The 21,924-nt window shown below is 41.9% G+C and carries 24 protein-coding genes and 1 pseudogene; 8 read left to right on the top strand and 17 right to left on the bottom strand.

Features of this window, described 5'->3' with window-relative positions; all coding sequences use genetic code 11:
* Positions 1-426 precede the first annotated feature (426 nt).
* A complete protein-coding gene (locus AC58VC_RS06035; protein ID WP_497367944.1) occupies positions 427-2,232 on the top strand; it encodes an SgrR family transcriptional regulator in 1,806 nt (601 codons plus the stop codon).
* On the opposite strand, the gene AC58VC_RS06040 is transcribed toward AC58VC_RS06035, so the two are convergent.
* Together AC58VC_RS06040 and AC58VC_RS06045 are read right to left on the bottom strand one after the other, a co-directional pair.
* Complete coding sequence (locus AC58VC_RS06040; protein ID WP_497367945.1) at positions 2,207-2,842, bottom strand: histidine phosphatase family protein; 636 nt, start codon at positions 2,840-2,842, stop codon at positions 2,207-2,209. The genes AC58VC_RS06035 and AC58VC_RS06040 overlap by 26 nt on opposite strands.
* 243 nt (positions 2,843-3,085) lie before the next feature.
* Complete coding sequence (locus AC58VC_RS06045) at positions 3,086-3,676, bottom strand: NAD(P)H-dependent oxidoreductase (protein WP_497367946.1); 591 nt, start codon at positions 3,674-3,676, stop codon at positions 3,086-3,088.
* A gap of 541 nt (positions 3,677-4,217) precedes the next feature.
* Between AC58VC_RS06045 and AC58VC_RS06050 the strand changes: the two genes are divergently transcribed.
* The gene (locus tag AC58VC_RS06050; protein WP_497367947.1) at positions 4,218-4,553 is read left to right on the top strand and encodes an antibiotic biosynthesis monooxygenase family protein; all 336 of its coding nucleotides are present in this window, start codon (positions 4,218-4,220) and stop codon (positions 4,551-4,553) included.
* 157 nt (positions 4,554-4,710) lie between these two features.
* Here the strand turns inward: AC58VC_RS06050 and AC58VC_RS06055 are convergent.
* From AC58VC_RS06055 to AC58VC_RS06065, 3 genes and pseudogenes are all read right to left on the bottom strand, one after another.
* Positions 4,711-5,118: pseudogene (locus tag AC58VC_RS06055) on the bottom strand (Type 1 glutamine amidotransferase-like domain-containing protein); the annotation flags it as partial.
* Positions 5,096-5,386, bottom strand: a complete 291-nt coding sequence (locus tag AC58VC_RS06060) for a hypothetical protein (protein WP_497367948.1) — start codon at positions 5,384-5,386, stop codon at positions 5,096-5,098. The gene AC58VC_RS06060 and the pseudogene AC58VC_RS06055, both read right to left, overlap by 23 nt.
* 176 nt (positions 5,387-5,562) lie before the next feature.
* Positions 5,563-6,048, bottom strand: coding sequence for a DUF2975 domain-containing protein (locus tag AC58VC_RS06065; RefSeq protein WP_497367949.1), 486 nt, complete (start codon positions 6,046-6,048; stop codon positions 5,563-5,565).
* A gap of 493 nt (positions 6,049-6,541) precedes the next feature.
* Here AC58VC_RS06065 and AC58VC_RS06070 point away from each other — a divergent pair, with 493 nt between their 5' ends.
* The 3 genes from AC58VC_RS06070 to AC58VC_RS06080 are packed head-to-tail and all read left to right on the top strand — an operon-like array spanning position 6,542 to position 8,399.
* Positions 6,542-7,669 (top strand): ATP-grasp domain-containing protein, encoded by a 1,128-nt coding sequence (locus AC58VC_RS06070; protein ID WP_497367950.1) that lies wholly within the window; start codon positions 6,542-6,544, stop codon positions 7,667-7,669.
* Between the two features lie 44 nt (positions 7,670-7,713).
* The gene (locus AC58VC_RS06075; protein ID WP_497367951.1) at positions 7,714-8,184 is read left to right on the top strand and encodes an alpha/beta hydrolase-fold protein; all 471 of its coding nucleotides are present in this window, start codon (positions 7,714-7,716) and stop codon (positions 8,182-8,184) included.
* 23 nt (positions 8,185-8,207) lie between these two features.
* Positions 8,208-8,399: a hypothetical protein gene (locus tag AC58VC_RS06080; protein WP_497367952.1), complete on the top strand. Its 192-nt coding sequence runs from the start codon at positions 8,208-8,210 to the stop codon at positions 8,397-8,399.
* Positions 8,400-8,544: 145 nt separating this feature from the next.
* Here the strand turns inward: AC58VC_RS06080 and AC58VC_RS06085 are convergent, their stop codons facing one another.
* From AC58VC_RS06085 to AC58VC_RS06100, 4 genes are all read right to left on the bottom strand, one after another.
* The gene (locus AC58VC_RS06085) at positions 8,545-9,084 is read right to left on the bottom strand and encodes a GNAT family N-acetyltransferase (protein WP_497367953.1); all 540 of its coding nucleotides are present in this window, start codon (positions 9,082-9,084) and stop codon (positions 8,545-8,547) included.
* 152 nt (positions 9,085-9,236) lie between these two features.
* A complete protein-coding gene (locus AC58VC_RS06090; RefSeq protein ID WP_497367954.1) occupies positions 9,237-9,890 on the bottom strand; it encodes a zinc dependent phospholipase C family protein in 654 nt (217 codons plus the stop codon).
* Between the two features lie 373 nt (positions 9,891-10,263).
* Entirely contained in the window at positions 10,264-10,737 is a 474-nt protein-coding gene (locus tag AC58VC_RS06095; protein WP_497367955.1) for a cupin domain-containing protein, read from the bottom strand.
* Between the two features lie 71 nt (positions 10,738-10,808).
* The gene (locus AC58VC_RS06100) at positions 10,809-11,816 is read right to left on the bottom strand and encodes an oxidoreductase (protein WP_497367956.1); all 1,008 of its coding nucleotides are present in this window, start codon (positions 11,814-11,816) and stop codon (positions 10,809-10,811) included.
* 238 nt (positions 11,817-12,054) lie between these two features.
* On the opposite strand from AC58VC_RS06100, the gene AC58VC_RS06105 reads away from it, so the two are divergent.
* Complete coding sequence (locus AC58VC_RS06105) at positions 12,055-12,183, top strand: TetR/AcrR family transcriptional regulator (RefSeq protein WP_497367957.1); 129 nt, start codon at positions 12,055-12,057, stop codon at positions 12,181-12,183.
* A 187-nt stretch (positions 12,184-12,370) separates the two neighbouring features.
* Here AC58VC_RS06105 and AC58VC_RS06110 read toward each other — a convergent pair whose 3' ends face one another.
* The 3 genes from AC58VC_RS06110 to AC58VC_RS06120 form a co-directional block, all read right to left on the bottom strand.
* A complete protein-coding gene (locus AC58VC_RS06110) occupies positions 12,371-13,240 on the bottom strand; it encodes an NAD(P)-dependent oxidoreductase (protein WP_497367958.1) in 870 nt (289 codons plus the stop codon).
* A 72-nt stretch (positions 13,241-13,312) separates the two neighbouring features.
* Positions 13,313-13,702, bottom strand: coding sequence for a MerR family transcriptional regulator (locus AC58VC_RS06115; RefSeq protein WP_497367959.1), 390 nt, complete (start codon positions 13,700-13,702; stop codon positions 13,313-13,315).
* Between the two features lie 156 nt (positions 13,703-13,858).
* Entirely contained in the window at positions 13,859-14,842 is a 984-nt protein-coding gene (locus AC58VC_RS06120) for an SDR family NAD(P)-dependent oxidoreductase (RefSeq protein ID WP_497367960.1), read from the bottom strand.
* Between the two features lie 517 nt (positions 14,843-15,359).
* Here AC58VC_RS06120 and AC58VC_RS06125 point away from each other — a divergent pair.
* Positions 15,360-16,541: an MFS transporter gene (locus AC58VC_RS06125; protein WP_497367961.1), complete on the top strand. Its 1,182-nt coding sequence runs from the start codon at positions 15,360-15,362 to the stop codon at positions 16,539-16,541.
* A gap of 67 nt (positions 16,542-16,608) precedes the next feature.
* Here AC58VC_RS06125 and AC58VC_RS06130 read toward each other — a convergent pair whose 3' ends face one another.
* From AC58VC_RS06130 to AC58VC_RS06150, 5 genes are all read right to left on the bottom strand, one after another.
* Positions 16,609-17,502 carry a LysR family transcriptional regulator gene (locus AC58VC_RS06130; RefSeq protein WP_497367962.1) on the bottom strand — a complete coding sequence of 298 codons (894 nt, stop codon included), beginning with the start codon at positions 17,500-17,502 and terminating at the stop codon, positions 16,609-16,611.
* Between the two features lie 389 nt (positions 17,503-17,891).
* Complete coding sequence (locus AC58VC_RS06135) at positions 17,892-18,194, bottom strand: EthD family reductase (protein WP_497367963.1); 303 nt, start codon at positions 18,192-18,194, stop codon at positions 17,892-17,894.
* Positions 18,195-18,406: 212 nt separating this feature from the next.
* Complete coding sequence (locus AC58VC_RS06140; RefSeq protein ID WP_497367964.1) at positions 18,407-18,886, bottom strand: hypothetical protein; 480 nt, start codon at positions 18,884-18,886, stop codon at positions 18,407-18,409.
* 166 nt (positions 18,887-19,052) lie between these two features.
* The gene (locus AC58VC_RS06145; protein ID WP_497367965.1) at positions 19,053-19,184 is read right to left on the bottom strand and encodes a hypothetical protein; all 132 of its coding nucleotides are present in this window, start codon (positions 19,182-19,184) and stop codon (positions 19,053-19,055) included.
* Between the two features lie 229 nt (positions 19,185-19,413).
* Positions 19,414-20,193: a copper amine oxidase N-terminal domain-containing protein gene (locus AC58VC_RS06150; protein ID WP_497367966.1), complete on the bottom strand. Its 780-nt coding sequence runs from the start codon at positions 20,191-20,193 to the stop codon at positions 19,414-19,416.
* 275 nt (positions 20,194-20,468) lie between these two features.
* On the opposite strand from AC58VC_RS06150, the gene AC58VC_RS06155 reads away from it, so the two are divergent.
* The gene (locus AC58VC_RS06155) at positions 20,469-21,908 is read left to right on the top strand and encodes a spore germination protein (protein WP_497367967.1); all 1,440 of its coding nucleotides are present in this window, start codon (positions 20,469-20,471) and stop codon (positions 21,906-21,908) included.
* Positions 21,909-21,924 lie beyond the last annotated feature (16 nt).

A 21,924-nucleotide genomic window follows, 5' to 3' on the forward strand; every position in this document is an offset into this window, starting at 1 on the left:
TTGGTTGAAATTGTTGCAAAAATTTTATCCATCACATTAGTCTATTATTCGTTGTCACCATGAAGCAAATTACATCAAATTAGTTATTCCGTTACTCAACCTGATAGGTGGGAATTAGTCTTATTTTACCATTACACTTTTAATCTCCTAGTCACTCACAGATTAATTTTAGGGGTCTAGATTACCTATGACTATCTCATCATGACCACGCTCTACTCCGTTACTTCAGTGAATCATAAAAAGAGTTGCTTCAATGCAGCGTAATCCACACCCAAACTAGCGTTCCAATACTAATTCTCTCTTTTTCATTGAAACCATTCACAACATTTTATAAGATAGAAATTGTTCCGTAGTCTCAAATATCCTAAAATGTTATACTTCAATAATCTATTATGTGTATTTTTAGCAACCAAAGGGGTGATCAGCATGCTGATAGCTGAACGCTATTTGACTTTATACGACCGTTTTGGCGGTGGAAACTCGAATGGCGAAGCTGTGGAGGCAACTCTGGAAGAGTTGGCAAATGCGCTATTCTGCACGTCAAGGAACGCGAAACTTGTGCTGAAGAAATTAGAGGAAGAGTGTCTCATAAATTGGCTACCTGGCCGCGGTCGCGGTAATCGATCACACATAATTTTCAAGGTGCATAAAGAAAACTTCTTGCTCAACCTGGCTACGTCCAAAGCAGATCAAGGCGATTATCGCACATCGTTCGAAGTGCTCAGCATGTACGGTGAAGGAACAGAAGCCAAGATCAAGTTCATCGAATGGCTGCAGGGGAGATTCGGCTACCAGAAGGAAACGGTGAGAGGTCTTACCGAATGCGATACGCTTCGTTTTCCCGTCTACCGTAGCGTCCAAACGCTTGATCCTGCTAAAGTGAATTATGCCTTCGACTCACACATCATCCGGCAAATCTTCGATCGTCTAGTCACGTATGACGAGACGGTAGATCGGATAATTCCCGGAATAGCTCATACGTGGAACACAGATTCGCAGGCAATGGAATGGACTTTCTACTTACGTAAAGGTGTCTTGTTCCATTCGGGTCGTGAACTGACCTCTCAGGATGTAGTCTTTACTTTCGAACGGCTTCGCTCTCAAAACATGCCTAACCGCTGGATGATGAGAAACCTTTCGGTTGTGGAAGCTCTAGGACCGCGTACTGTGCGTTTTGTACTCTCGCAATCAAATCGGATTTTTGACCGTTTTTTATGCTCAGCCGCTTCTTCCATCTTGCCTCTGGATTTGAACGGACACATTGAAGAAGACTATTGGCGACTGCCGACGGGCACAGGACCTTTCCAACTGCTCTCCTTTTCTCCACATCGCATTGAGTTAGCTGCCAATACCTCCTTCTATGCGGGAAGACCCTACTTGGATGACGTCGATATCATCATCATGCCGGAAGATTGCCAACAGGAGTCTACAATTGGCTTGCCCTCCGTGATACAAACTCATGATGGGGATAAGTCGGTGCAGGAAGAGCATCCAGAAGAAAATTGGCAATCTCTCGTCCGGTTGTGCGACGGCTGCACAATGATGACATGGAACGGCAATAAAGAGGGGTGGACACAGAACGAGAACTTCCGCAAAGCCGTAAGTCTCATGCTCGATCCTGTGGCTATGCAAGTCGAACTAGGCGGAGAACGCGTGCTGCCTGCTTATTATTTGCGCCCTGAAGACAGTTTGCAATATGAGCGCAAAACTGCAACCGATTCGGAAATCTATCATGCACTGTCCCAATCCAGCTACGACGGGACCGAGCTTCGACTTGTCGTACACGAAAAGTATGAACGAGACGGACGATGGATCGTAACGCGCATGACTAACTTTGGCATTGCTGTCGAGCTGTTTTTGGCGAATTGGACGCAAGTTTTAGATCCTAAAATCATATCTAGCGCTGATTTCACTATTTCGGGGATCATTCTAGCCGAAGATGATGTCTGCGAGATCGACATGTATGAACATGAGGAATGCATCTCCAGTACTTATCTAACTCCTTCACTCAAGTGCTGGATTCTTTCCAAGATTGACTTGGCTCTTGCCTCTGAAAGCATTCAAGCCCGTAGAAGCCACATGCGCGATATCGAGGCACGTCTCAGGGAAGAGTGTCATATCATTTTCCTGCATCATCGACAGCTGAATACTTATATGCATCCTTCGGTTAGAGGCGCTTCATTCAACTCTAACGGCTGGATTGACTTTAAACAAATTTGGTTGGAAAAATGATCAAAAGATACCGTTTCAAGTATAGTGTTAAACTCCCTACCGTTATTTCATTAATGCAAAAAAAGAGCTGCCGTGATGAAGCTCCTAAATTTTCAAAACTTAATTTACAAATATCTGGTTTCATTAATTGATTTAAAAAATCCAAACAATAACTTGAATCAAAATAATTCATCATCACAGTCATTACAAGTCCATGTGTTCCAATAGCTATTTTTTTCCCAGAGTGTTCTTTTAATATGTTTTTTATCACTGATATCGATCTATTCTGGCAATCAGAATTAGACTCCCTACCCGGTAAAGAATAATCAAAATAATAAAATTTCTCTCTAATAACTGACATTAAATCAGCAATATTTTCTCCAGCAAAATTCCTTTCCCTGAGATCTTCAAATGTTTTGATATCTAATCCTAAGTTTTGTGACAATCCCTCAATACTCAGGATTGCTCGGTTATAAGGGCTAGATATAATAACATCTATTCCTTCTTCTTTAAGAACTTCTGTAACTTTTTCAACATCGCTCTTGCCCTTAATGGTGAGTCCTCTTGTTCTTTCGGTTCCTTCAGTGTATGGTGATTCAGCATGCCTAACCATATAGATAATGGTCTTCATATAATCCTCCTTGAAATGTCGCGAAGTCAATCAGCTATCCTGCCCGTTCGAGGGTGAAGGACTGCCACGCTCTACTGATCGTTACTTAAACAGGCTGCCAGCATGCCGGCAACCTGTTTAAGTATTGAGCTATAGTTCTTACGTCCCTCAACAAATTAATTTCTTCTAAAGAAAAATAACGAATGCAAATTAATAAAACAGGCTGCCTATCTTTGGCAGCCTGTACACTTATGTGGCTTGAACTCATTGTGGAAATAATGAATCAATCTTATCTTCAACTTCCTTTAGCAACCCTTTGTAATACGATTCGTCATCGAGGAACCCGATACTACCAAATAATAAATGTCCTACAGGCTCAATACCAACGAAGTCAAAGATACCAATATCAGACGTGATTTTCAATCCATCGGTCATACCAATCTTATCGTAAATCTCTTGAGGAGTACCGTGTGTATTGATAATAAAACCTTGCTTACCTGTCAGCATCTTAATGATGCCTTCTTCACCAATACTATAGGCAAAGCCGTAAGAGTACACACGGTCAACATAACCTTTAAGGATAGCGGGAAGCCCCGTCCACCAGATTGGATAAATAAATGTAATTGCGTCCGCTTGGGTGATAAATTCCTGTTCCGTTTTAATATCCTGCGGAGTGTGTCCAGCTCTCATAGCAGCCGTATCTTCTGGTTTTAGCACAGGTTGGAAATTGAGCGAATACAAATCACGCACATTAACCTCATGACCGTTTTGTTTCAATACAGTGATCGTGGTTTCCAATATAGCACGATTAAAACTTTCAGGTTCTGGATGGGCATAGACTACAAGATGCTTCATTTCATATGACCTCCAATCGCATTATTTTTCAACATTTCTAAATCATGTTCAAACGATATGAGCATGATCTATTCACCTCCGAATAATCAAAGTTATCTTCAATGTATATTCGACAACACCGATTACAATCCTTCCATTTTGTTCCACATAGCCGCCCTTTACTTGAACAGGCTTACCGATATCCCCAGTAGCCCGCTGTCGTGGAGCTATAGTCTCCCATTAAAAATCACCTTTTTAGGCATGTTATCATAGTCTAACGACTTAGAATGAATGTCGAGATGGAGGCAAAGATCATGAGAAATCGATGGATTGTTGTGATGTTATTAGTTTGCAGCTATGTTATGTTGGAGGATTGGAACTAACCTCGATTGCTTAATGATTCGACGATAAATCTGACTAATGCACCTCTCCATTCTGCCTTGAGATTATTAATTGGATTTTTATGTTACTCACTCAAAATTCAAAATTTAAATCAACATACACTTTTCGAACTGATTTAACATAACATTTTAATATTGACTGTAGAAGGTGGAGATTCCTAATGTACGCTAGATTAAGTATGTTTAGATTAAAACCTGATGCCCCCATTTCATTTGCAGAGCAATGGGCGGAGAAAACTCACATGGTCCATCGATCATTAAAGGGATTTAGAGGTATTACATTTTTGGGAGAAGATATAAGTAATGAGTTCGGTGCCATAAGTTATTGGGAAACGAAAGAGGACGCAATAGCAGCCGGTGATACGATTGAGGTCAAAGTTTATTCCACTTTATCAAAAACTTATATCGAATCTCCGCCTATGATTACTATATATGGAGTTTATGACCTACCTACGGGAAACGGTGAATTAATATTTTCTGGGAAATTTAACTGGTAGGAGTTCTTAGATGGAAAAATCGAGGGCTCTTTTTTTATTCCTTCATTTTTAGACGGTCTCGTAAACTCTCCTTTTTATTGTCAACAGAAAATAAAGTCCTAGACTTGTCGCTGCTTTCATGAAACTAAGGTTCCCAGTTACTCCACAGCGGAGTATATCAAGGCGAAAAATGTTTCCAATTCCCTTCGGAAACAACTTCGACTGCTCCGTCGATTACTTTGATGGCAGTCTGATCATCAATCGCATACGTCGGTCCTTGCATCCCAGCGGCCCATCTCTCTGCAGCAGCCATGGTGTTTCCAGGCAGCATCTCGTGGTCCAGATGCGGAAATATTGCAAAATCAACCAGACTCAGCGTTTCATCACCACCGGTGGGTGGAGTCCAGCCAACGAAGAATTCCCCAATGTTAGGTGCCATCACCATGCTCCCGGCGCTCATTCCCACATAAACTGCCTGCAGCGACGGCAAGAGGTCTGCCAGTCCGGACTGCCTCATCCAGTGGCACAGATAGAGGGCGTCTCCGCCCGCCACCAGCAGGACGTCAGTCTCCCGGACCAGCGGCATTAATGCCTGCAGATGTGAGCAATAATTTCATAACTTCACTCCTTGTCGTTGTGTAGCGTTTGTCGTTTATTCCTTTAGACTTTTCAAAGTAAGGTGTCGTAATTCCCCCCCATTGTCTAGGTGTTCGATAAAATGATTGAAGTATCCTGCCGGTTACTTCAATGAAAGAAGGGAACATTTGCCGGCCGCGGCAAGAATAATCAATACCTTCAAGTAATGGCAGTCCCACAGTACCGTTTGCTAACCAAATTGGAACTGAACTGCCCACCTTTTATTGAGTAAAGGCTGCCGATCATGCTGGCAGCCTCCTCCTGATTATGCATATATACTAACGTTCTTTCGTTAGTTCAATCCATGGTCTTCATCAATTATCCATGAAACTCTTTAACAATAGCGTTAGTGATGTCACCTCGCTGACAATCCAAAGTCTTACATATCCATTAATCACTCATTTTTTGACTTTATATCTGGGGCATTTTTTAATGGCTTTTGAAGTGCGTCCACAATGGCCGCGAGGATACTTGTTGCTAAAATCCCCATTAGACATAATGATGTAGGACCCGCTGCATCATCACTACCTGTAACTGTAGTAAGCACCCTTAAACTTACTATTCCTATCAAAATGAGGAAAATGACTGTAAAAGCACATTTCTTTATAATCTTCAATGATTTAAGGGATAATTCAGAGAAAGCATTGTTCTTTTCGATGTAGGTTAATAGTTTATATGCTTGATACAACGCAACCGAAAACGCAATACAGAATCCGTATGCACATACTAAAAAGGGGATTAGGAAGTAAGCCGTATCGGGATGTACCCTTGCATCTCTAACGGCTATCTCAGGCAACCAGATACACAAAGCAAGCACTGCAATTCCAGCCAGAAAAATAATTACCTTTAAGAAAGTGGTTGAACCTCGTTTAACATTCATTTAAAACACCTCACTTATTTAATGACAACATGATTTTAGCATATTATTTATTGATAAACAATAAATTTATATTGTTTATATTTTTTGTTATTGAAATATCCTTTTAATTTTGACAAAAATAAAAAGCATTTCTCATTACAAAGAAATGCTCTTACTTTAAAATGTTAAATTTACAACTTGTTCAACATAACTTCCGTTCCTATATTTGTGTCGCCGTACATGTACATAAATGACACATAATTCCCTTCATTAACCGTCTTTTGTTTACGCGTATGTCTCTCTGCAAAAAGTAACGCACGTTCCGTAGTTGCTATTTTGCACCAGAAGTGTTTCTCATACATATAACCGCATATTGATCTTTACAATTCATTTTCTTGAAAACATGGTAATGTCAGGATAAGATTTTAAATAACAGGAGTCAGGGGGGCAAATATATGAACTTTATTTTTTTTCGCCGAATTATCCAAAGTACTGCACGGAATTTTGCTTTCACTTGAAAAACTGCGGAGTGAATGTACTTGGCATTAGCGATGTGGATTATTACTCACTGAACGAGAAGCTGAAACATTCACTTACTGAGTATATCAAAGTCGATCGTCTGGAAAATTATAACGAGGTTCTTCGCGCGGTCGGTTACTATACCCATAAATATGGAAAAATTGATCGTTTCGAATCTCTTAACGAGCATTGGTTAGAGCTTGATGCGTACATTCGAACGGACTTCAACATTTTCGGAACGAAGCTCGATTTCATTTCAAATTTGAAACAAAAATCAAAGATGGAAAAGTTTTTTAAAAAAAGCGGTGTCGAGTCCATACGTTCCATAACGAAATTCAATCGTGCGAAGGCAAAGAAATTCATTGAGAAAATCGGCTATCCCGTCGTTGTAAAACCGAATATAGGCGTGGGAGCAAACATGACTTACAAAATCGCGAGCGAGTCGGAGCTCGCGCATTTCTTGCATACCAAACCGCCAGAAGTCGAGTTTATCATGCAAGAGCATATAGACGGCGTACTGCAAACCTATGATGGTCTTGTCAACAAAGATGGAGAAATCATATTTGCTGCAAGCCACGAATTTCCCCATAGCATCATGGAAAGCGTAAATTCTGGAAATCATTTTAGCTATTATTGTTTAAAGGAAGTAAGCGCGGAAATTGAGGAAGCCGGTAGAAAGATCATCCGAACCTATGGGATCAAAGAACGCTTTTTTCATCTCGAGTTTTTCAAATCCAATGCGGATGGAAATATTATTGCGCTTGAAGTCAATATGAGGCCGCCTGGTTCGTGGATGACGGATGCGATCAATTACTCTTACGATATCGATATCTACGAACTATGGGCGAATATGGTTGTTAATAATCAGGTGGAAGGACCTTTTGTCGGGAAGTATTATACCGGGTTTGCCAGCCACAAAAACCACCTCCCCTACGCCCATGGGCATAAAGAGATCATGCAGCGATATCAACATGAAATTGTCTATCACTTCAGCATTGAAGATGTACAAAGCCAGTCAAGGGGAAATTATGCGTATCAATTTCGCTCAAAAAACTTTGATGAAGTGAAACGAATTGAAGCTTTTATTCATGCAGTGGAAAACAGAGTCGAGGTGTATGCATGAGTGTTACCTATCACAAGTCATATAGTGACAACTTGCATAGGGACATGGCATACAAAACCTACGGACATCAAGGGAAGCCCGTTCTTGTTTTTCCCACCTCCTGCGGACGGTTTTATCAGTATGAAGATTCCGGCATGATCGGCACGTTAGAAAGTTATACTGAACAAGGGCAAATTCAAGTCTGGACATGCGATAGCATTGATGAAGAGACATTTTATGCCAAGAACTCGACGACCGATGAGAAAATGAAACGCTATAACCAATATGATGCCTATGTGAAAGACGAACTCATTCCTTCTATTCTGGATCAAAGCAAGGAGAGCAACGGAGGACGAACTCTGAAGATCATGGCGACAGGATGTTCGCTGGGGGCTTATCACAGTGCCAACATGTTTTTCCGGCATCCACACTATTTTGACAGTTTAATTGCTTTAAGCGGTTTGTATTCGACCAATCGTTTTTTGGAGAAGAGGTCCCTCCTTCAGCTTATTACCATTCCCCACTTCACTATTTAAAAAACTTGGAGGACGATTCCTATTTGAATCAATACAGGAACAGCAAAATCATCGTTTGTACAGGCCAAGGCGCTTATGAAGATTTAATGCGATCGGAGACGCAGAAGCTCTTGGAAGTGCTGCAGGAGAAACACGTCCCAGCAAGCGTGGAATTTGGGGGCACGATGTTAATCATGATTGGTACTGGTGGAGGAAGCAAATCCTTTACTACATGAATCGGTGCTTAAGTTAAGAAGTATGACAGTCCTTTGACGTCCTCATACCTTGTATCTTTGGTTCTAAATTCTTAAAAATTGATCTAACGTTCCCCGGTAGCGAAATACCCGTTCTTTCGAGCTCGATTATAGGTTTGACAGTAAATCAGAGTCGCAGTACAGTTATTGATTCGTTGTTAAAAACTTCACCGTTATCACGGAAGCCGAAATTTTCATAAAGCCTTTTGGTAGCGACGTTATCCGATTTATAAGGTATCCAGCAGTAATGTGCTGGCCCTGCTGGAAAAGTGCGGATATATTCCAAGATTTTATTCATAGCTTCCCGACCATAACCCCTATTCTGGTATTGCTTGTCAATCATCAGTCGCATGATGCAATAGCTGTTTACTGCGATTGACGGTTCTTCGTATCCAGTGATTCCATAAGCCCCAGCAGTTCCAAGATTCTCATATCCTAAATCTTCTAATGCTTGAGCTTGTGATGTCGGGATGTGCGGAAATTCAGAAATACCAACGAGTATGTCAACTATAGGTTTTGCCGCCATGCCAGGAACAGATGTGCTACCAAAATGTTCAATGGGAACATCAGGACCAAAAATGGAAAACAACGAAGAGACTTCTTCTGTATACCATCGAAGCCTCTCAGGATCATAATTGCAGATGGTTATTTCTTCATCCAAACCCAACATCAACCCCTCCTAATTCGCTTTAATCGATAATATATTAAATCGAAGTATTACTTTATTTATTCGTGAATTGGTAAAGCAATCCTGCCCGATAATTGGAAAAAGCAATCGATCCGCATGGGACCGTACACTACAGGAGACACTAAAAGTCGTTAATGATGAGCGGTTAACCATTCGCGTGCAGTGTGCAGCCGATGTAGGATGACAGCCTGTTTTAACTTTAATAACCCCATTTCAACTGATGTTTCTATGTAACCTACAATTTGATCAAACATAAAAACATTAAGTTTCTGGTTTACAACTTCCTTTTCGTACTCCATATCACTCAGTACAATAGGAACAAACTCTTCTACATCTTTTGAGTTAACCTCTTGTAAATCAATGATTGTTGGAATGTAATATAGTGTCTTTTTCAATTCTTCACGAAGACCATAGTGGTCCAGTAATTTCCCGTTTAATAATCTGAAATCATTATGGTATAAACCATGTATTTCTTTATCGGCATCCATTCTGTTTCTCAGCCAAGGTAGGTAGAAACCTTTCAACCATATTTCATCAGCAATCAAATGTGTATAATATCCCAATATATAAAGGCTTTCTGCTTGCGAACTATATTTATATAAAAATCCTTTATAGTCAACACTTCTAGAATAGTCCTGATGTTCACCTATAAAAAAATGTGACTCGTTTTTAGTTGATACAGCATCTGGAGCAATACTTCCGAGTAAAAAAAGCGTTCTTTCTTCTATAGTTAGACGAGTTGCAATTTTATTTGCAATAATTAAATGCATTATTCTTGAACCCACACTATCTCCCCCCATTATCCAATTAATAAAAATATATTACCACTATTTTCCTTGCAGTGGCACAATGAATCAAGGTTGCATTAACCTTCCATTGGCGAAATCCAGTAACCACCGTCGATAATCGGCGGAATGAGCATGAGATAGTCGCCTTTTCCATCAACGGCTGCCGAAGCAACCGCTATGTCATGGAAACTAGAATAAAAAAAGCTGAACGAATCGTTCTACGCTTGAGACTATGTAAGGTCTAATCCATTTCATTTCTCTATCATTCTCTCAGCATATAAATAACGGGACAGTTCAGATGTAATCCTGGACTGTCCCTTTTCTCTTTGTTTATTTAATTATATGAAGTCCAATAGTCAGGTTCCAAATGTTAACGGGATTGCTGAAGAATCGGTGGTCCAATAATCAGTGTGTCATTCTGCTCCGCCAGTCGCCCAATTTCCTCGAGTGAATGTTTGCTGATTTCAGGGAAGAAATCGTCAATTCCACCAGGTGCGAAGGTGAAAAGGATACGTCCCATTTCGGTTCCGACGTTAGCCCATGCATGAGGTACGCCACGAGGAACTACGACACTCGTTCCTGGAGTAGCTTCAAATTCCTCCTCTCCGCATTGGAAACGGAAAGTTCCTTCTAGAATCTCAAAAACCTCTTCACGTTCCTTATGAATATGCTTCGGTGGACCCATCAAAACAGGTACGCGCGCTTCGATGACAGTGATCGCTCCTCCAACTTGATTGCTGTGGATGCGAATGGCCATTTGTTCGCCTGGCATCGTGTCGAACCATTCGAGATCCTTCGCGAAAGTAACGGCTGCCCCGGTTAAAGCTTTATTTGTATGTTCCATTTTACATCCTCCTTTACTCTATCCATCTTTTTTCTAAAATGCTAGGTAATGTTCCTTAGAATTTTCTTCTTTTATATTGCAAACCTTAAACCTATCAGTTGTTCACTAAGACTCCAGAGTCGATCGGCCGCCTCAGGATCGACCGCATATGGCATTACGCCGGAGTCCGTTAATGTCGAATTGTTGTCCAATTGAAATTCAGACTCAGCGTCATGTCCTAAAGGAGCTATATCGCAGTTCTCGCAATAGACGCCGCCCATATTTTCAAGCTGTGGGTTCGTCGCACACCATACGTTGGTAGCGGCTCCTTGCCCTACCGTCTTCAGATTTTTCGTCGGGTCGAGGACTGGCTGCCCGTACTCATCGATGACGCCCGCGGCAAGCAGTTCTTCCTTTGAAAGATGTTTTTCGAGACCGGTGCCAACAATACTGCCCGGATGAACGGAAAAGGCGCGCACGCCATCGGCCTGGCCGCGTTTGTCTAGCGCGACCGCGAAGAGAATGTTGGCCGTCTTCGACTGGCCATAGGCTCCCCAGCGATCATAGTCACGTTGTTCGAAGTTGGGATCATCAAACACGACAGGTGAAAAGTGATGCCCCCAGGACGAAACTGAAACCACCCGCGCGCCATTCGCCTTACGCAACGCTGGCCAAAGCCGGGCGACAAGCTGGAAATGGCCCAGATGATTCGTTGCGAATTGCGATTCATATCCTCTCGAATCGCGTGACAGAGGAGATGCCATAATGCCTGCACTGTTTATTAGCATGTGTAGCGGCTGGCCCGAGGCAAGAAACTTCTCTGCAAAGGCATCGATCGAGCTAGGGTCTAGCAAATCCATCACTTCAATTTCAACGCCGTCGATGTCCGCAAGGGCGGTTACCGCTTTATTGTGGTCGCGCGTCGGAACGATGACCTTGGCGCCAGCTGAACGCAGCACACGTACAGTCTCAAGACCGAGTCCGGAATAGCCTCCGGTGACGATGGCAATTTTGCCGGAAAGATCAATACCTTTAATAACGTCTTCGGCTGTCACAGAAGCTCCAAAGCCAGAGCCAATTGGTGTTTGCTTTGTTGTCATAATTAAGATCTCCTTTAAAGGTTAGTGTATATATGTCTTGTCATGCGCTTGCTACCCATTGGAACGAAACCGCAATGTCCATCTGATATATTTGTAACCCTTGCCGTACTTCTTTGATTTAAGCTGTGATCATCATACCAGGGCTCCTTATTTAAAATTTTAGACAATATATTTAAAATGTCTATGTGTCTATATTATACAACTAGACAAAGTTTGTAAAGTGTATAATATTAACTTCATGGACGACAAAAAGAAACTTCATATACTATCCGTTGCATTGGATGTGTTTTTCAAGTATGGCTATAAGCGAGTATCAATGAATGAAATAGCAGAAGCAGCGGGTATTTCGCGCGAGGGTTTCTATTAAACGGCAGCCTAAGTTCTTTTATGTAGTTGGATAAGAATATTATCCTACCCTTCTGTTAAATAAAAGCGGCAGCTGATCCCTGATCAGCTGCCGCGGTATTTTTAAAGCAATAGTTCCTCGTTAACGTAATGCGCCTATCGTCATCAGTTAACATCAAGCTACTAAGCCAACATTCTCCCTAATCCGTTTAGCCGTCTTTAGACATCTCATGTACGCGCACCGGATTTTGATGTAAGTCTTGTCCTTGCTCGTAGCTCATAAGGTCATACAATAGACTTGACATAGGGACGGGAGAGTCCACTTGTTGTGACGTTTTTTTGAAGATACCCACATCCTTCAACGGGATCTTGTTCTGTGTGAAGAGATGATCTTCTTTGTCGACAACCATATGGCCATATCTCTTATAGATAGGAGCGTTAAAAAGCGTTTGAGTTAGCATATCAATCACGGCTTTGGGATCGCCTCCGTTCTTTTCGACCATCTTGAGGGCTTCTCGAATTGTGTACACAGCTGAAGCAATCATGAAGTTTCCAACGAGTTTAACTTGGTTTGCAGCGCCGACTTCCTCGCCAAAGTCGAAAATATTCAACCCTCCCATCGCCTCCAGAATTGGTCGAATGCGTTCTTTGGCCTTCTGCGGTCCTGCCATGGGGATAGAGAGTTCACGGCCGACTGCTGCCTGTGGCACTCCGAAGATCGGCGCTTCCACCAGGATACTGCCATACTCTCCGTGAAGAGCTGCAAGCTTCCTTGCTGAATGCGGCGATAACGTACTCATGGAAATATGAATACCTTCGGATCCCAACTGCTCTAAAAAGCCGTCGCTCTTGACGATGCTTTCCACAGATTCATCATCCCACAATATCGTGACGACAATTCCTCCGGCCGTTACAGCCTCAGCTGGCCGGGACGTCAACCGTGCGCCTTGAGCAACTAGTGGTGCCGCTTTACTCGCAGTTCGGTTGTACACCGTGAGATCGTATCCGGTATTTAGGAGATTGGTAGCCATAGGTAACCCTAAATTGCCAAGCCCGATGAATCCGATGGTGTCTTTCATAACGTTAAACCCTCCTCTTAAAGATTATGAGCAAAACATAACGTTAACGTCATGTTTGTAGCAAAAAAAAAATTAGTCTCTCTCTCTTTCCTTAAACCATTGCTCGAAGCGTTCGATGTTGGCCTGTAAATCAGCCCGAAATTGCTGTAACCCATTGATCTTCTGGTCAGCCTCTGAGAGGTGCTGTCGCAGAATAGCGAGGACTTTCTGTTTAGGTTGTACACCACTTTGGTCAATGAAATAGAGATCAATAATGTCTCTTATTTCTTCCAGACTGAGTCCAAGCTTCTTTAATTGGTCAATTTTTCGGAGGCGGGCAACCGTCTCTTCTCTGTAATAGTGTTGGCCGTTTCCTTCTCGCTCACCAGGAGGGATCAGTCCTATATTCTCATAATATCGAACCGTACGGTGAGTTACCCCGGCTCGTTCTGTTAAATCACCTATGCGCATGCGGTCTTTCATTACTCACCTCTAAACATAACGTTAACGTCGTGTTTATAGACTATCATCTTAAATTGAGATTGTAAAGAATATAGGCAGTTTTGTGTCATTGGATAATTTTGTGCAGAGGCTAGCCTAAGGCAAGAAACTTCTCTGCAAAGGCATCTATCGAAATGTTTATTTGGAGAGTTCCGGGATTGATCCAAGGCGCAAGAGATCCTCGCTAATGGTCCAAAGCTTTTCGGCCGCTGATTGGTCAATAGCCCATTCACGTACGCCAGTCATAAGCTTGCTGTCCGCAGGTACAATAGCCGCGATGTCACAGTTCTCACAGTAAACTCCGCCTTTTCCCTCTAACAACGGACTCACTGCACACCAAATGGACGTTGCAGCGCCTTGCTCGACGGTTTTGAAGCCTGCTGGAGAAATGAATTCACCGTTTTCTCCTCGTTGAACACCCCAAGTTGCTAATTCCTCATCAGTCATGTGACGAGTCAAACCGGTGAGAATAGCGCCGGGATTGACGGCAAACCCGCGAATGCCGTGCTCTTTGCCTCGTTTATCAAGTTCGACTGCGAAGAGTGAGCATGCGGTCTTCGATTCTCCGTAGGAAATGTCCTTGTTATACGGCCTCTTGGTGAAATTCAAATCGCTGAAATCGATCGGACCTACCATGTGGCTGATCGAAGAAAGTGTGATTACGCGGGAATTTCCGGATTTTATTAACGCTTCCCATAGCCTAGATGTCAGTTGAAAATGCCCTAAATGATTCGTCGCGAACTGGGTATCGAATCCGCGATCGTCTTTAATCACATGGGGGTTTGCAACACCTGCGTTATTGATAAGAATATCAAGAGCTTGGTTAGACTTCAGAAACTCGGCGGCGAACTGATCAATGGATTTAGGATCCGCCAGGTCGAGCTGAATGACCCCGACGTTTTTCATTGTCGAAAGCTTGTCTTGTGCTTTATTAATGTCGCGTGCACCTACGATGACGGTGGCTCCTGCATTGGACAGAACTCGCGTCGTTTCTAATCCGATACCTCCGTGACCGCCTGTTACTATCGCAACTTTTCCTCGGAGGTCGCGGCCATCAAGTGCTTCTTGGGCGGTTGTTTGTGATCCGAATGTCGAATCTAAAGGTTTTTGGGCTGATGTCATTATAACAAGTCTCCTCATTTATGATTTTGACAAAAAAATATTTTGTCAATTTGTCTGTATTATACAACTCCTGCTCCAAATAAATTGGCCCATCATTTAACTAGCGCATCGCGTGGGTTCAAAATTGTCACCAGAAACTCGCTTGAGCTTCGCCAAATGATAGAAGACTTGCTCAGGATTATTCTTACCACTTAGAGGAGGAATGATTCGTCTCTGCTATTGACGACGCCAAGATTGGAGCGTTAACAAACGTTTGGGTTAGCATATCAATCACGGCTTTGGGATCGCCCCACTCTTCTCGACCATCTTCCTGCGTAAGCGCATCCATCGAAAATCACAAACATTATCATCAAAATGTATAGGTAATTACTACGAAAAAGTTATGCTATATTGTATATCTCATCCCACATATTCAATTGCACAGGAGGTGATCAGGTGATCACTAGTATGTTTTTAACATAAATCACGGTTTCTGATTTCATATATGAAAAATTATTTTGCAGGGAGATGTTAGACATTGGGTATTACGAATCGGAATCCATGGTTTGCTATTATTGCAATTGCACTAGGTGCTTTCTCAATTTCTCTTACTGAATTTTTGCCAGTTGGTCTACTTTTTGAAATTAGTCGAAGTTTTGATGTATCGGAGGGTACTGCCGGAATTACAGTGACGTCCACATCTATCCTGGCGGCCATTGCGGGTCCTATTGCTATGATAACTATCGGACGTCTGGATCGGCGGATGGTTTTTCTCGGACTGTCGTTGCTGCTTATTATATCTGGTGTACTTTCGATGATTACAACCCATTTCTTTGTGCTAGTCATTGCACGAATCATCCTTGGGATAAGTGTTGGAGGATTCTGGGCTGTGTCTTTGCCTGCTCAAGCAAAGCTAGTTCCGCAAGAGAAGGTACCAAAAGCAATCTCGATTGTCCTAGGAGGATTCGGGATTGGCACGGTTTTAAGTGTTCCATTAGCGTCTTTTATAGCCGCACATTTTGATTTGAGAATCGCTTTCACGATAGGATGCATACTTGGGATTGCTGTTTTTATCATCCAACTCATTCTGCTTCCGAGAATTCCGATGGAACAGGGAGTTCGTGGAAAGGATTACTTGAAACTGTTAAAGATGAAGGAAGTAAGAACGGTCTTTGTTATTGCGATTCTCTTTGTGGGTGGTCAATTTGCATCCTACACGTATATAACACCCTTTTTCCAGCAAGTGACTGGAATGGGCCCGAATCTACTCAGTGCGATACTACTAGTCTACGGGATTGTTTCCTTCATAAGCAATTTTGCCGCTGGTTTCATAGCGGGTCGCAGCCTCAAGGGATTGATCGTGTTAACAGTAGTTTTTACCCTTATTTCATTACTGAGCATTTCACTGTTTGGACATAACGTTGTTATTTCAATCATTGCTTTCATTATTTGGGCTATTGCCTGGGGGATGGCTCCTTTGGGCCTCCAGCTATTGGTTCTTTCAAGTGCTCGGAATGCTGTAGAAGCCATAACTCCGGTCTATGTAGGTATTTATCAGTTGGCTGTCAGCATAGGAGCTTTAATAGGCGGTTTGGCAGTCGATATGACCAATGTAACCGCCGCGATGTGGCTTGGAGCGTTCTCGTTCGCTTTGCTAATCATCATTCTTACGGTTTCCTGGCGAGTCAATAGCCATTCTCTAGTCAGTCAAACCGAATAACGCAATAATTGTTAAAGGCGATCGCGCTTAACTCCCTTAGGGAAACGCGATCGCCTTTATAAATGTTTTAGGCGCTTTCCGCTTGATTTGAGCGGGGAGTTAACATATCTACGAATTCTTGAAGGGATGAGGATACCCGTTTGTTTTTGTGCAGAATAATTTGTGAATAAAAAGATGGAAGAAGCTCATCCTTCAAAGTAAAGAACGATAACTGATTCTTGTCGATTTGTTCTTGAACCACGATCAATGGGATAAAAGCAAGCCCCATGCCATACATGACACACTGTTTAACGCATTCAATGCTGCCCATTTCGGTAACAATTTGATAAGAAATATCGTGCTCATCCATTAATCTTTCCAGTGCTACGCGGTATGCACAATCTTTCTCGGTCAGTATAAAGGAACTGTTCTGCAATACCGACATATTAAGATTTTTCTCCCCACTCAAAGGATGATCCGGCTGGCAAACAATGACAAGTTTTTCCTCACGGATTTGAATCGTCTTCAACTCAGGATCAGAAAGATGAGTACTGAGGATGAGACCCATATCGAGTTCATTCTGCTTGATCTTCCGGATCACGTCAAGCTCGCTACTAGGGTAAAATGATATGTTTTGATCCATAAATTTTCTATGATAAGCCTCATAATAGGGGGGCAAAAAATAAGTCGATAAGGCTTCGATTGCTCCTATTGCAGGGATTGTTTTTGGCTCCTTGGTGAAATGCTCTTCCGCGTTGAAGTAAGCATTGACGATTGAATCCGCGAACTGAAGCAATTGCAAACCGGATTCGGTCAGTTTAAATTTATTGGTCCGATCAAATAACTTTAGATTGTAATGTTTCTCTAACGTTTGAATTTGAATACTGACAGTTGACTGCGCATATCCAAGACGCTCAGCAGCTCGTGTTAAGCTCTGACAGCGTGAAACTTCACGAAAAGTAATAAAATATTGGATGTCCAAGAGAATCCTCCTTTCAAGTATCTATTTTATTGATGAATGTGTAATTGCATCATTACGTTATTCTACATTTTCAGTATATCAGAAAACTTATCTTGTCCATACCATTCGTAAAGTTCCCCTGAATATCCTGGCGTGTTTGGTGACAATAAAAAACCTCGGATCGTATAATCTTATACGACCCGAAGTTCTATTTACGATCTAGTTAGTTCCCTTTGGAGCTGTTGGATTCTTCTCAACAGAAACGATCTCCCCAGTTTGAGCGTTTACAAATACGGCTTAAATATCGCTCTTATAGCCGTGATCTAGTCCCGCCTTCACTATCCGCTTTGCTTCGATGATTTCGTCATCGGAAAGGTTATCCCTTTCATGTAAGCAAGCGGAATTCTTATTTACTCCAAAATAAGGATAGAGGGACGACGATTCATAAAAGGAATAAAATTCGTAACATCTTCGGAAACTGCTTGTCCTTCCGGGCTTGCCATCGCTGCATGAAGATCCTCGCTGTTCATAAATTCAACCTCCACGACCAGGTACGGCTCATTGTCCGTATGCTGGGCGCCAACGACGCGATGCACAGATGCCCCGGTCAACTTCGGGAGTTTTTTGGCAAGCGGAATATGAACACCAAAGTAATGTTTCTCGAAACTTTCGATATCTTTAGGTTTTTCGTGGATAATAATTATTTTGCTCATGAATTCGTACCCTCTCTAGTCGTGTAATGACCAATCATGTCCTATTTAGCGAAAGCCTTTTCTAGTAAGCAATTACCGCATGAATGTAGTTTATAAGTTAATTAAATAAAACACCAATTAGAAAATAATAAAACTTACATAAATGAATTTATGTTAATTTTTCAAAAAAACTTACGCTTCGCATTCACCTTATTTGCGTGATTCTCTGTGGATCAAAAGAACTTTGTTACGCCTAGAATCAAGTTGACGATTACTCCAAGGTGAGCGATGTCCAACAAAACCCCGATTCGGCGGACTGCAGCGCGGGTTTCATCCGTTACTATTTGATCATTCTCAATGGCCAATTTGATATGCGTGGTGACTTTGTTTAGAAGCGGATTAATGAAGGCAAACCCAAACACCATGATCGCAATCATGATATACACTTTAAGAGATAGCCAGCTCCAATGAACGAACCAACTGAATGATCCTTGAGCATTAATTATTGTCATCGCAAGGCCGGACAAGATGAGCAAGGCGGTTACAACTTTAAAGTAAGGCACAGCTTTAAGCATGATTTGTACCATGCGGGCTTCATAATTCGTTCTCTTCGCATGATCGACTGCTTTCAAGACGAAGAAACGCTCGTAAATCGCACCGCCTACCCAGGCGCAAACCGCGATTAAGTGTACTAATAACAAAATGTTCATCATCTATTTCCTCCATACATTTCAAAAAGGGCCAGCAAGCATCAAGTGACAGATGCCCCCGACCCATGCGTTATGTGAATTCTAGATTATTGGTTTATGCTCATTTCCCACAACGAGTTGCCCGTATTCGGTATGGCACTTCGTTACCGTCACTTTTACCAATTCAGCTTCAACTGCGTTGAAGAGAAGATTGTCGATGCGAATCTGCAAACTCGATTTCGATAGGTCGGCGAACCGTATCCATCTTGTTATCTGTTTTCACCGCCTGCGGATCGGAAAGCAGATTCGCCTTAAGTACCATTTTACTATTGTTCTAGTTTTCTCCAATCCGATTTAGTTTTGCAATATAAAGCTCCAATCAAAAGTCCGACCTATATGTCATATATAGCGGAAGCCTTTCCCAGTAAGCAATTACCACATGAATGTAGTTTATAAGTCAATTAAATAAAACACCAATTACAAAATAATAAAACTAACATAAATGAATTTATGTTAGTTTTATTTATGTAAGCACTCAGTTAAATTTCTTTTTAAACATCTGATATTACTCTATATTGACGATTCGCTAAATTATCAGAAATATACCATTGCCCATCAACACAAATACATTTTTGAGTTATTTCTAAGACATATTCTAATGGAGTCGACGGTGAGGCATCACTTAAGTCCGACTTTCGTACGACTCTAACTTTTGATAAAGAAAACTTTACACGAAATTTTATTTCTGCTTCTTGATTATTCGGATCAATGTTTATAATCTCTTCTTCATAACCATCATTCTTTACTCCATAAGCATCCTTGGTAAGAGCTAAAGCAAACTCAGTCATACTATTGGATGTCGCATATGTATCAAGCAATCTATGAAGCTTACTCTCTATCGTATCATTTTCAAATGGGTGAATGTGAATTTGTTGACTATCTTCATCCCAATCAACTTGCATTCCTGAGGCTAAAGAAATGAATCTTAATGGAACAAACGTTGTACCGTTCCTTAGTTGTGGAGATTCAATTAGATATTCAATGTTATTTGCACTACCCAAAAAACTTCCGATCTTAAGAAATATCACGCTTTTCCCTTTAGTCGCTCTTACGGATTGGTCTTTTTCAACCCATGAAACTTGATAGTCTAATTTTTCAAAAATTGATCTCATAGGAACGAGAGTATTCCCATTACTAATATAAGGTGGTTGTTCGAAAATCAGTTGTTCGCCGTTATAGAAAACTGCAATAGAATTTTCCTCTGCCATTACGGTTCCTTGACCTACCGTAAAAAATAAGATCAGAATCACGATTTTTTTTAGTTTAGACATAGTTGCTCCCTCATTTTTTAAATTTAATGTGAATTTTCTATATTATAACTTTGATTTTAATTAGTCGCGAACACAATGTGGTTTTCCGTCAATCTCTAGTCAGTAACCGATTCGAATTGATGTACTTTCGGCGTATAGCCCCGCCTGGCAACCTTCGCTTCGTTGATGCCTCCTCATCCGTTTGAAGACCGACATTCGTTTCTTATCTATTTGTATAAAAGCATCCAGTATTACCCATAGTAACAATCATGACATGTTATTCATGGAGGTAAGTTATGACTGCTCTTTCTGCCCAATCGTCATATGATATCATCCAAATCATACTTGAAGCGTTAAGCCATTCACCTGACTTTAATCACCACGTGTTGCCTATTCCTGAGGAAGCAGAGATTCATTTCTTCTATATTGATTCACTTGTAGATAAAACAAGATTCGATGAATTTATCTTGCAACCGCTAATCAAAGTTAGTTCCGGAAATATGCCCATGACCAGTATCTTTGCAACCCATCTGCCAGGGTCATTTTTACATACTCTATCTAACGGAGAAGCATGTATCAAATATTTGCTGGATGGAAATATCGTTATATTACCACTGAAGGAAGGCATCCCATATGCTTTAAATTTCTCGAAAATACCTGCTCGAAGCGTGAGCGAACCGACGATTGAAGTTACGACTCGCGGTCCGAAAGAAGGATTTACCGAGGATATTAATATAAACCTAGCGTTAGTACGTAAGCGTGTTAGATCCAGTCATCTAACGTTTTCCCAATTGTCGCTTGGCGAGGAGACGAAGACGGATGTTTACTTGATTTATCTGAGCAATTTGGCTAAACCAGAAATTGTTGCGGAGGCAAAACGCCGGTTAGCGAGCATTCAAACGGACAGTATTCTCGACAGTTCCTATATCGAAGAATGGATTCAAGATAGTCCCTGGACGCCATTCCCACAAGTGTATCAAACAGAGAGGCCGGACGTTGTCACGGCACATTTGCTGGAAGGTTCTTTTGCGATTATAACCTCTGGGACACCTGGCGTTTTAATCGGACCTGTTACTTTTTTTCAGTTCTTTAATGCCCCTGAAGATTATTATGAACGCGCCGACATTGCGACCTTCATTCGATTGCTTCGCATGATTTCTTTCTTACTGGCCATATTTGTTCCCTCCGTCTACATCGCCGCCGTCACCTTTCATCAAGAAGTTATTCCTGTCTCTCTTCTGATTAGCTTATCCTCGCAGCGCGAAGGTATTCCATTCCCCGCATTCATCGAGGCGATTATTATGCTTATTACTTTTGAGATCTTACGAGAGGCCGGACTCCGCATGCCTCGTATTGCAGGCCAAGCGATATCCATTGTCGGCGCTCTTGTACTCGGTCAATCGGCCGTTGAAGCCGGTCTCGTTTCCGCTTCAATGGTAATCGTGGTGTCTATTACAGCGATCGCTAACTTTGTCGCCCCAACCTACAGCTTTGGCATTGCGCAGCGTATCGTTCAATTCACTTTTGTTGTTCTTGCCGGAATTTTGGGATTGTATGGGATAACGTGCGGCGTGCTTTTGTTGCTCTCTCATCTTGTGTCCATTCGATCTTTTGGGATGAAGTACTTTGCACCACTTGCGCCTCTTAGTCTTAAAAATTTAAAGGACATCATAGTTCGAGTACCAAGACCTCAAATGAAGCGTTCTCGCCGTTTTTTCTCAAGGCGTCCTGAATGACGTCCGGAAGGAGCAA

This window comes from Paenibacillus sp. J22R67, assembly GCF_059692175.1.

Excerpts from the sequence above, each read along its gene's own strand:
- AC58VC_RS06040 (WP_497367945.1), bottom strand. The coding sequence starts at position 2,842 with ATGAAGACCATTATCTATATGGTTAGGCATGCTGAATCACCATACACT.
- AC58VC_RS06145 (WP_497367965.1), bottom strand. The coding sequence starts at position 19,184 with ATGGTACTTAAGGCGAATCTGCTTTCCGATCCGCAGGCGGTGAAAACA.
- AC58VC_RS06100 (WP_497367956.1), bottom strand. The coding sequence starts at position 11,816 with ATGACAACAAAGCAAACACCAATTGGCTCTGGCTTTGGAGCTTCTGTG.
- AC58VC_RS06120 (WP_497367960.1), bottom strand. The coding sequence starts at position 14,842 with ATGACATCAGCCCAAAAACCTTTAGATTCGACATTCGGATCACAAACA.
- AC58VC_RS06095 (WP_497367955.1), bottom strand. The coding sequence starts at position 10,737 with ATGGAACATACAAATAAAGCTTTAACCGGGGCAGCCGTTACTTTCGCG.
- AC58VC_RS06155 (WP_497367967.1), top strand. The coding sequence starts at position 20,469 with ATGACTGCTCTTTCTGCCCAATCGTCATATGATATCATCCAAATCATA.
- AC58VC_RS06115 (WP_497367959.1), bottom strand. The coding sequence starts at position 13,702 with ATGAAAGACCGCATGCGCATAGGTGATTTAACAGAACGAGCCGGGGTA.
- AC58VC_RS06075 (WP_497367951.1), top strand. The coding sequence starts at position 7,714 with ATGGCATACAAAACCTACGGACATCAAGGGAAGCCCGTTCTTGTTTTT.
- AC58VC_RS06110 (WP_497367958.1), bottom strand. The coding sequence starts at position 13,240 with ATGAAAGACACCATCGGATTCATCGGGCTTGGCAATTTAGGGTTACCT.
- AC58VC_RS06150 (WP_497367966.1), bottom strand. The coding sequence starts at position 20,193 with ATGTCTAAACTAAAAAAAATCGTGATTCTGATCTTATTTTTTACGGTA.
- AC58VC_RS06035 (WP_497367944.1), top strand. The coding sequence starts at position 427 with ATGCTGATAGCTGAACGCTATTTGACTTTATACGACCGTTTTGGCGGT.
- AC58VC_RS06045 (WP_497367946.1), bottom strand. The coding sequence starts at position 3,676 with ATGAAGCATCTTGTAGTCTATGCCCATCCAGAACCTGAAAGTTTTAAT.
- AC58VC_RS06065 (WP_497367949.1), bottom strand. The coding sequence starts at position 6,048 with ATGAATGTTAAACGAGGTTCAACCACTTTCTTAAAGGTAATTATTTTT.
- AC58VC_RS06105 (WP_497367957.1), top strand. The coding sequence starts at position 12,055 with ATGGACGACAAAAAGAAACTTCATATACTATCCGTTGCATTGGATGTG.
- AC58VC_RS06135 (WP_497367963.1), bottom strand. The coding sequence starts at position 18,194 with ATGAGCAAAATAATTATTATCCACGAAAAACCTAAAGATATCGAAAGT.
- AC58VC_RS06140 (WP_497367964.1), bottom strand. The coding sequence starts at position 18,886 with ATGATGAACATTTTGTTATTAGTACACTTAATCGCGGTTTGCGCCTGG.
- AC58VC_RS06050 (WP_497367947.1), top strand. The coding sequence starts at position 4,218 with ATGTACGCTAGATTAAGTATGTTTAGATTAAAACCTGATGCCCCCATT.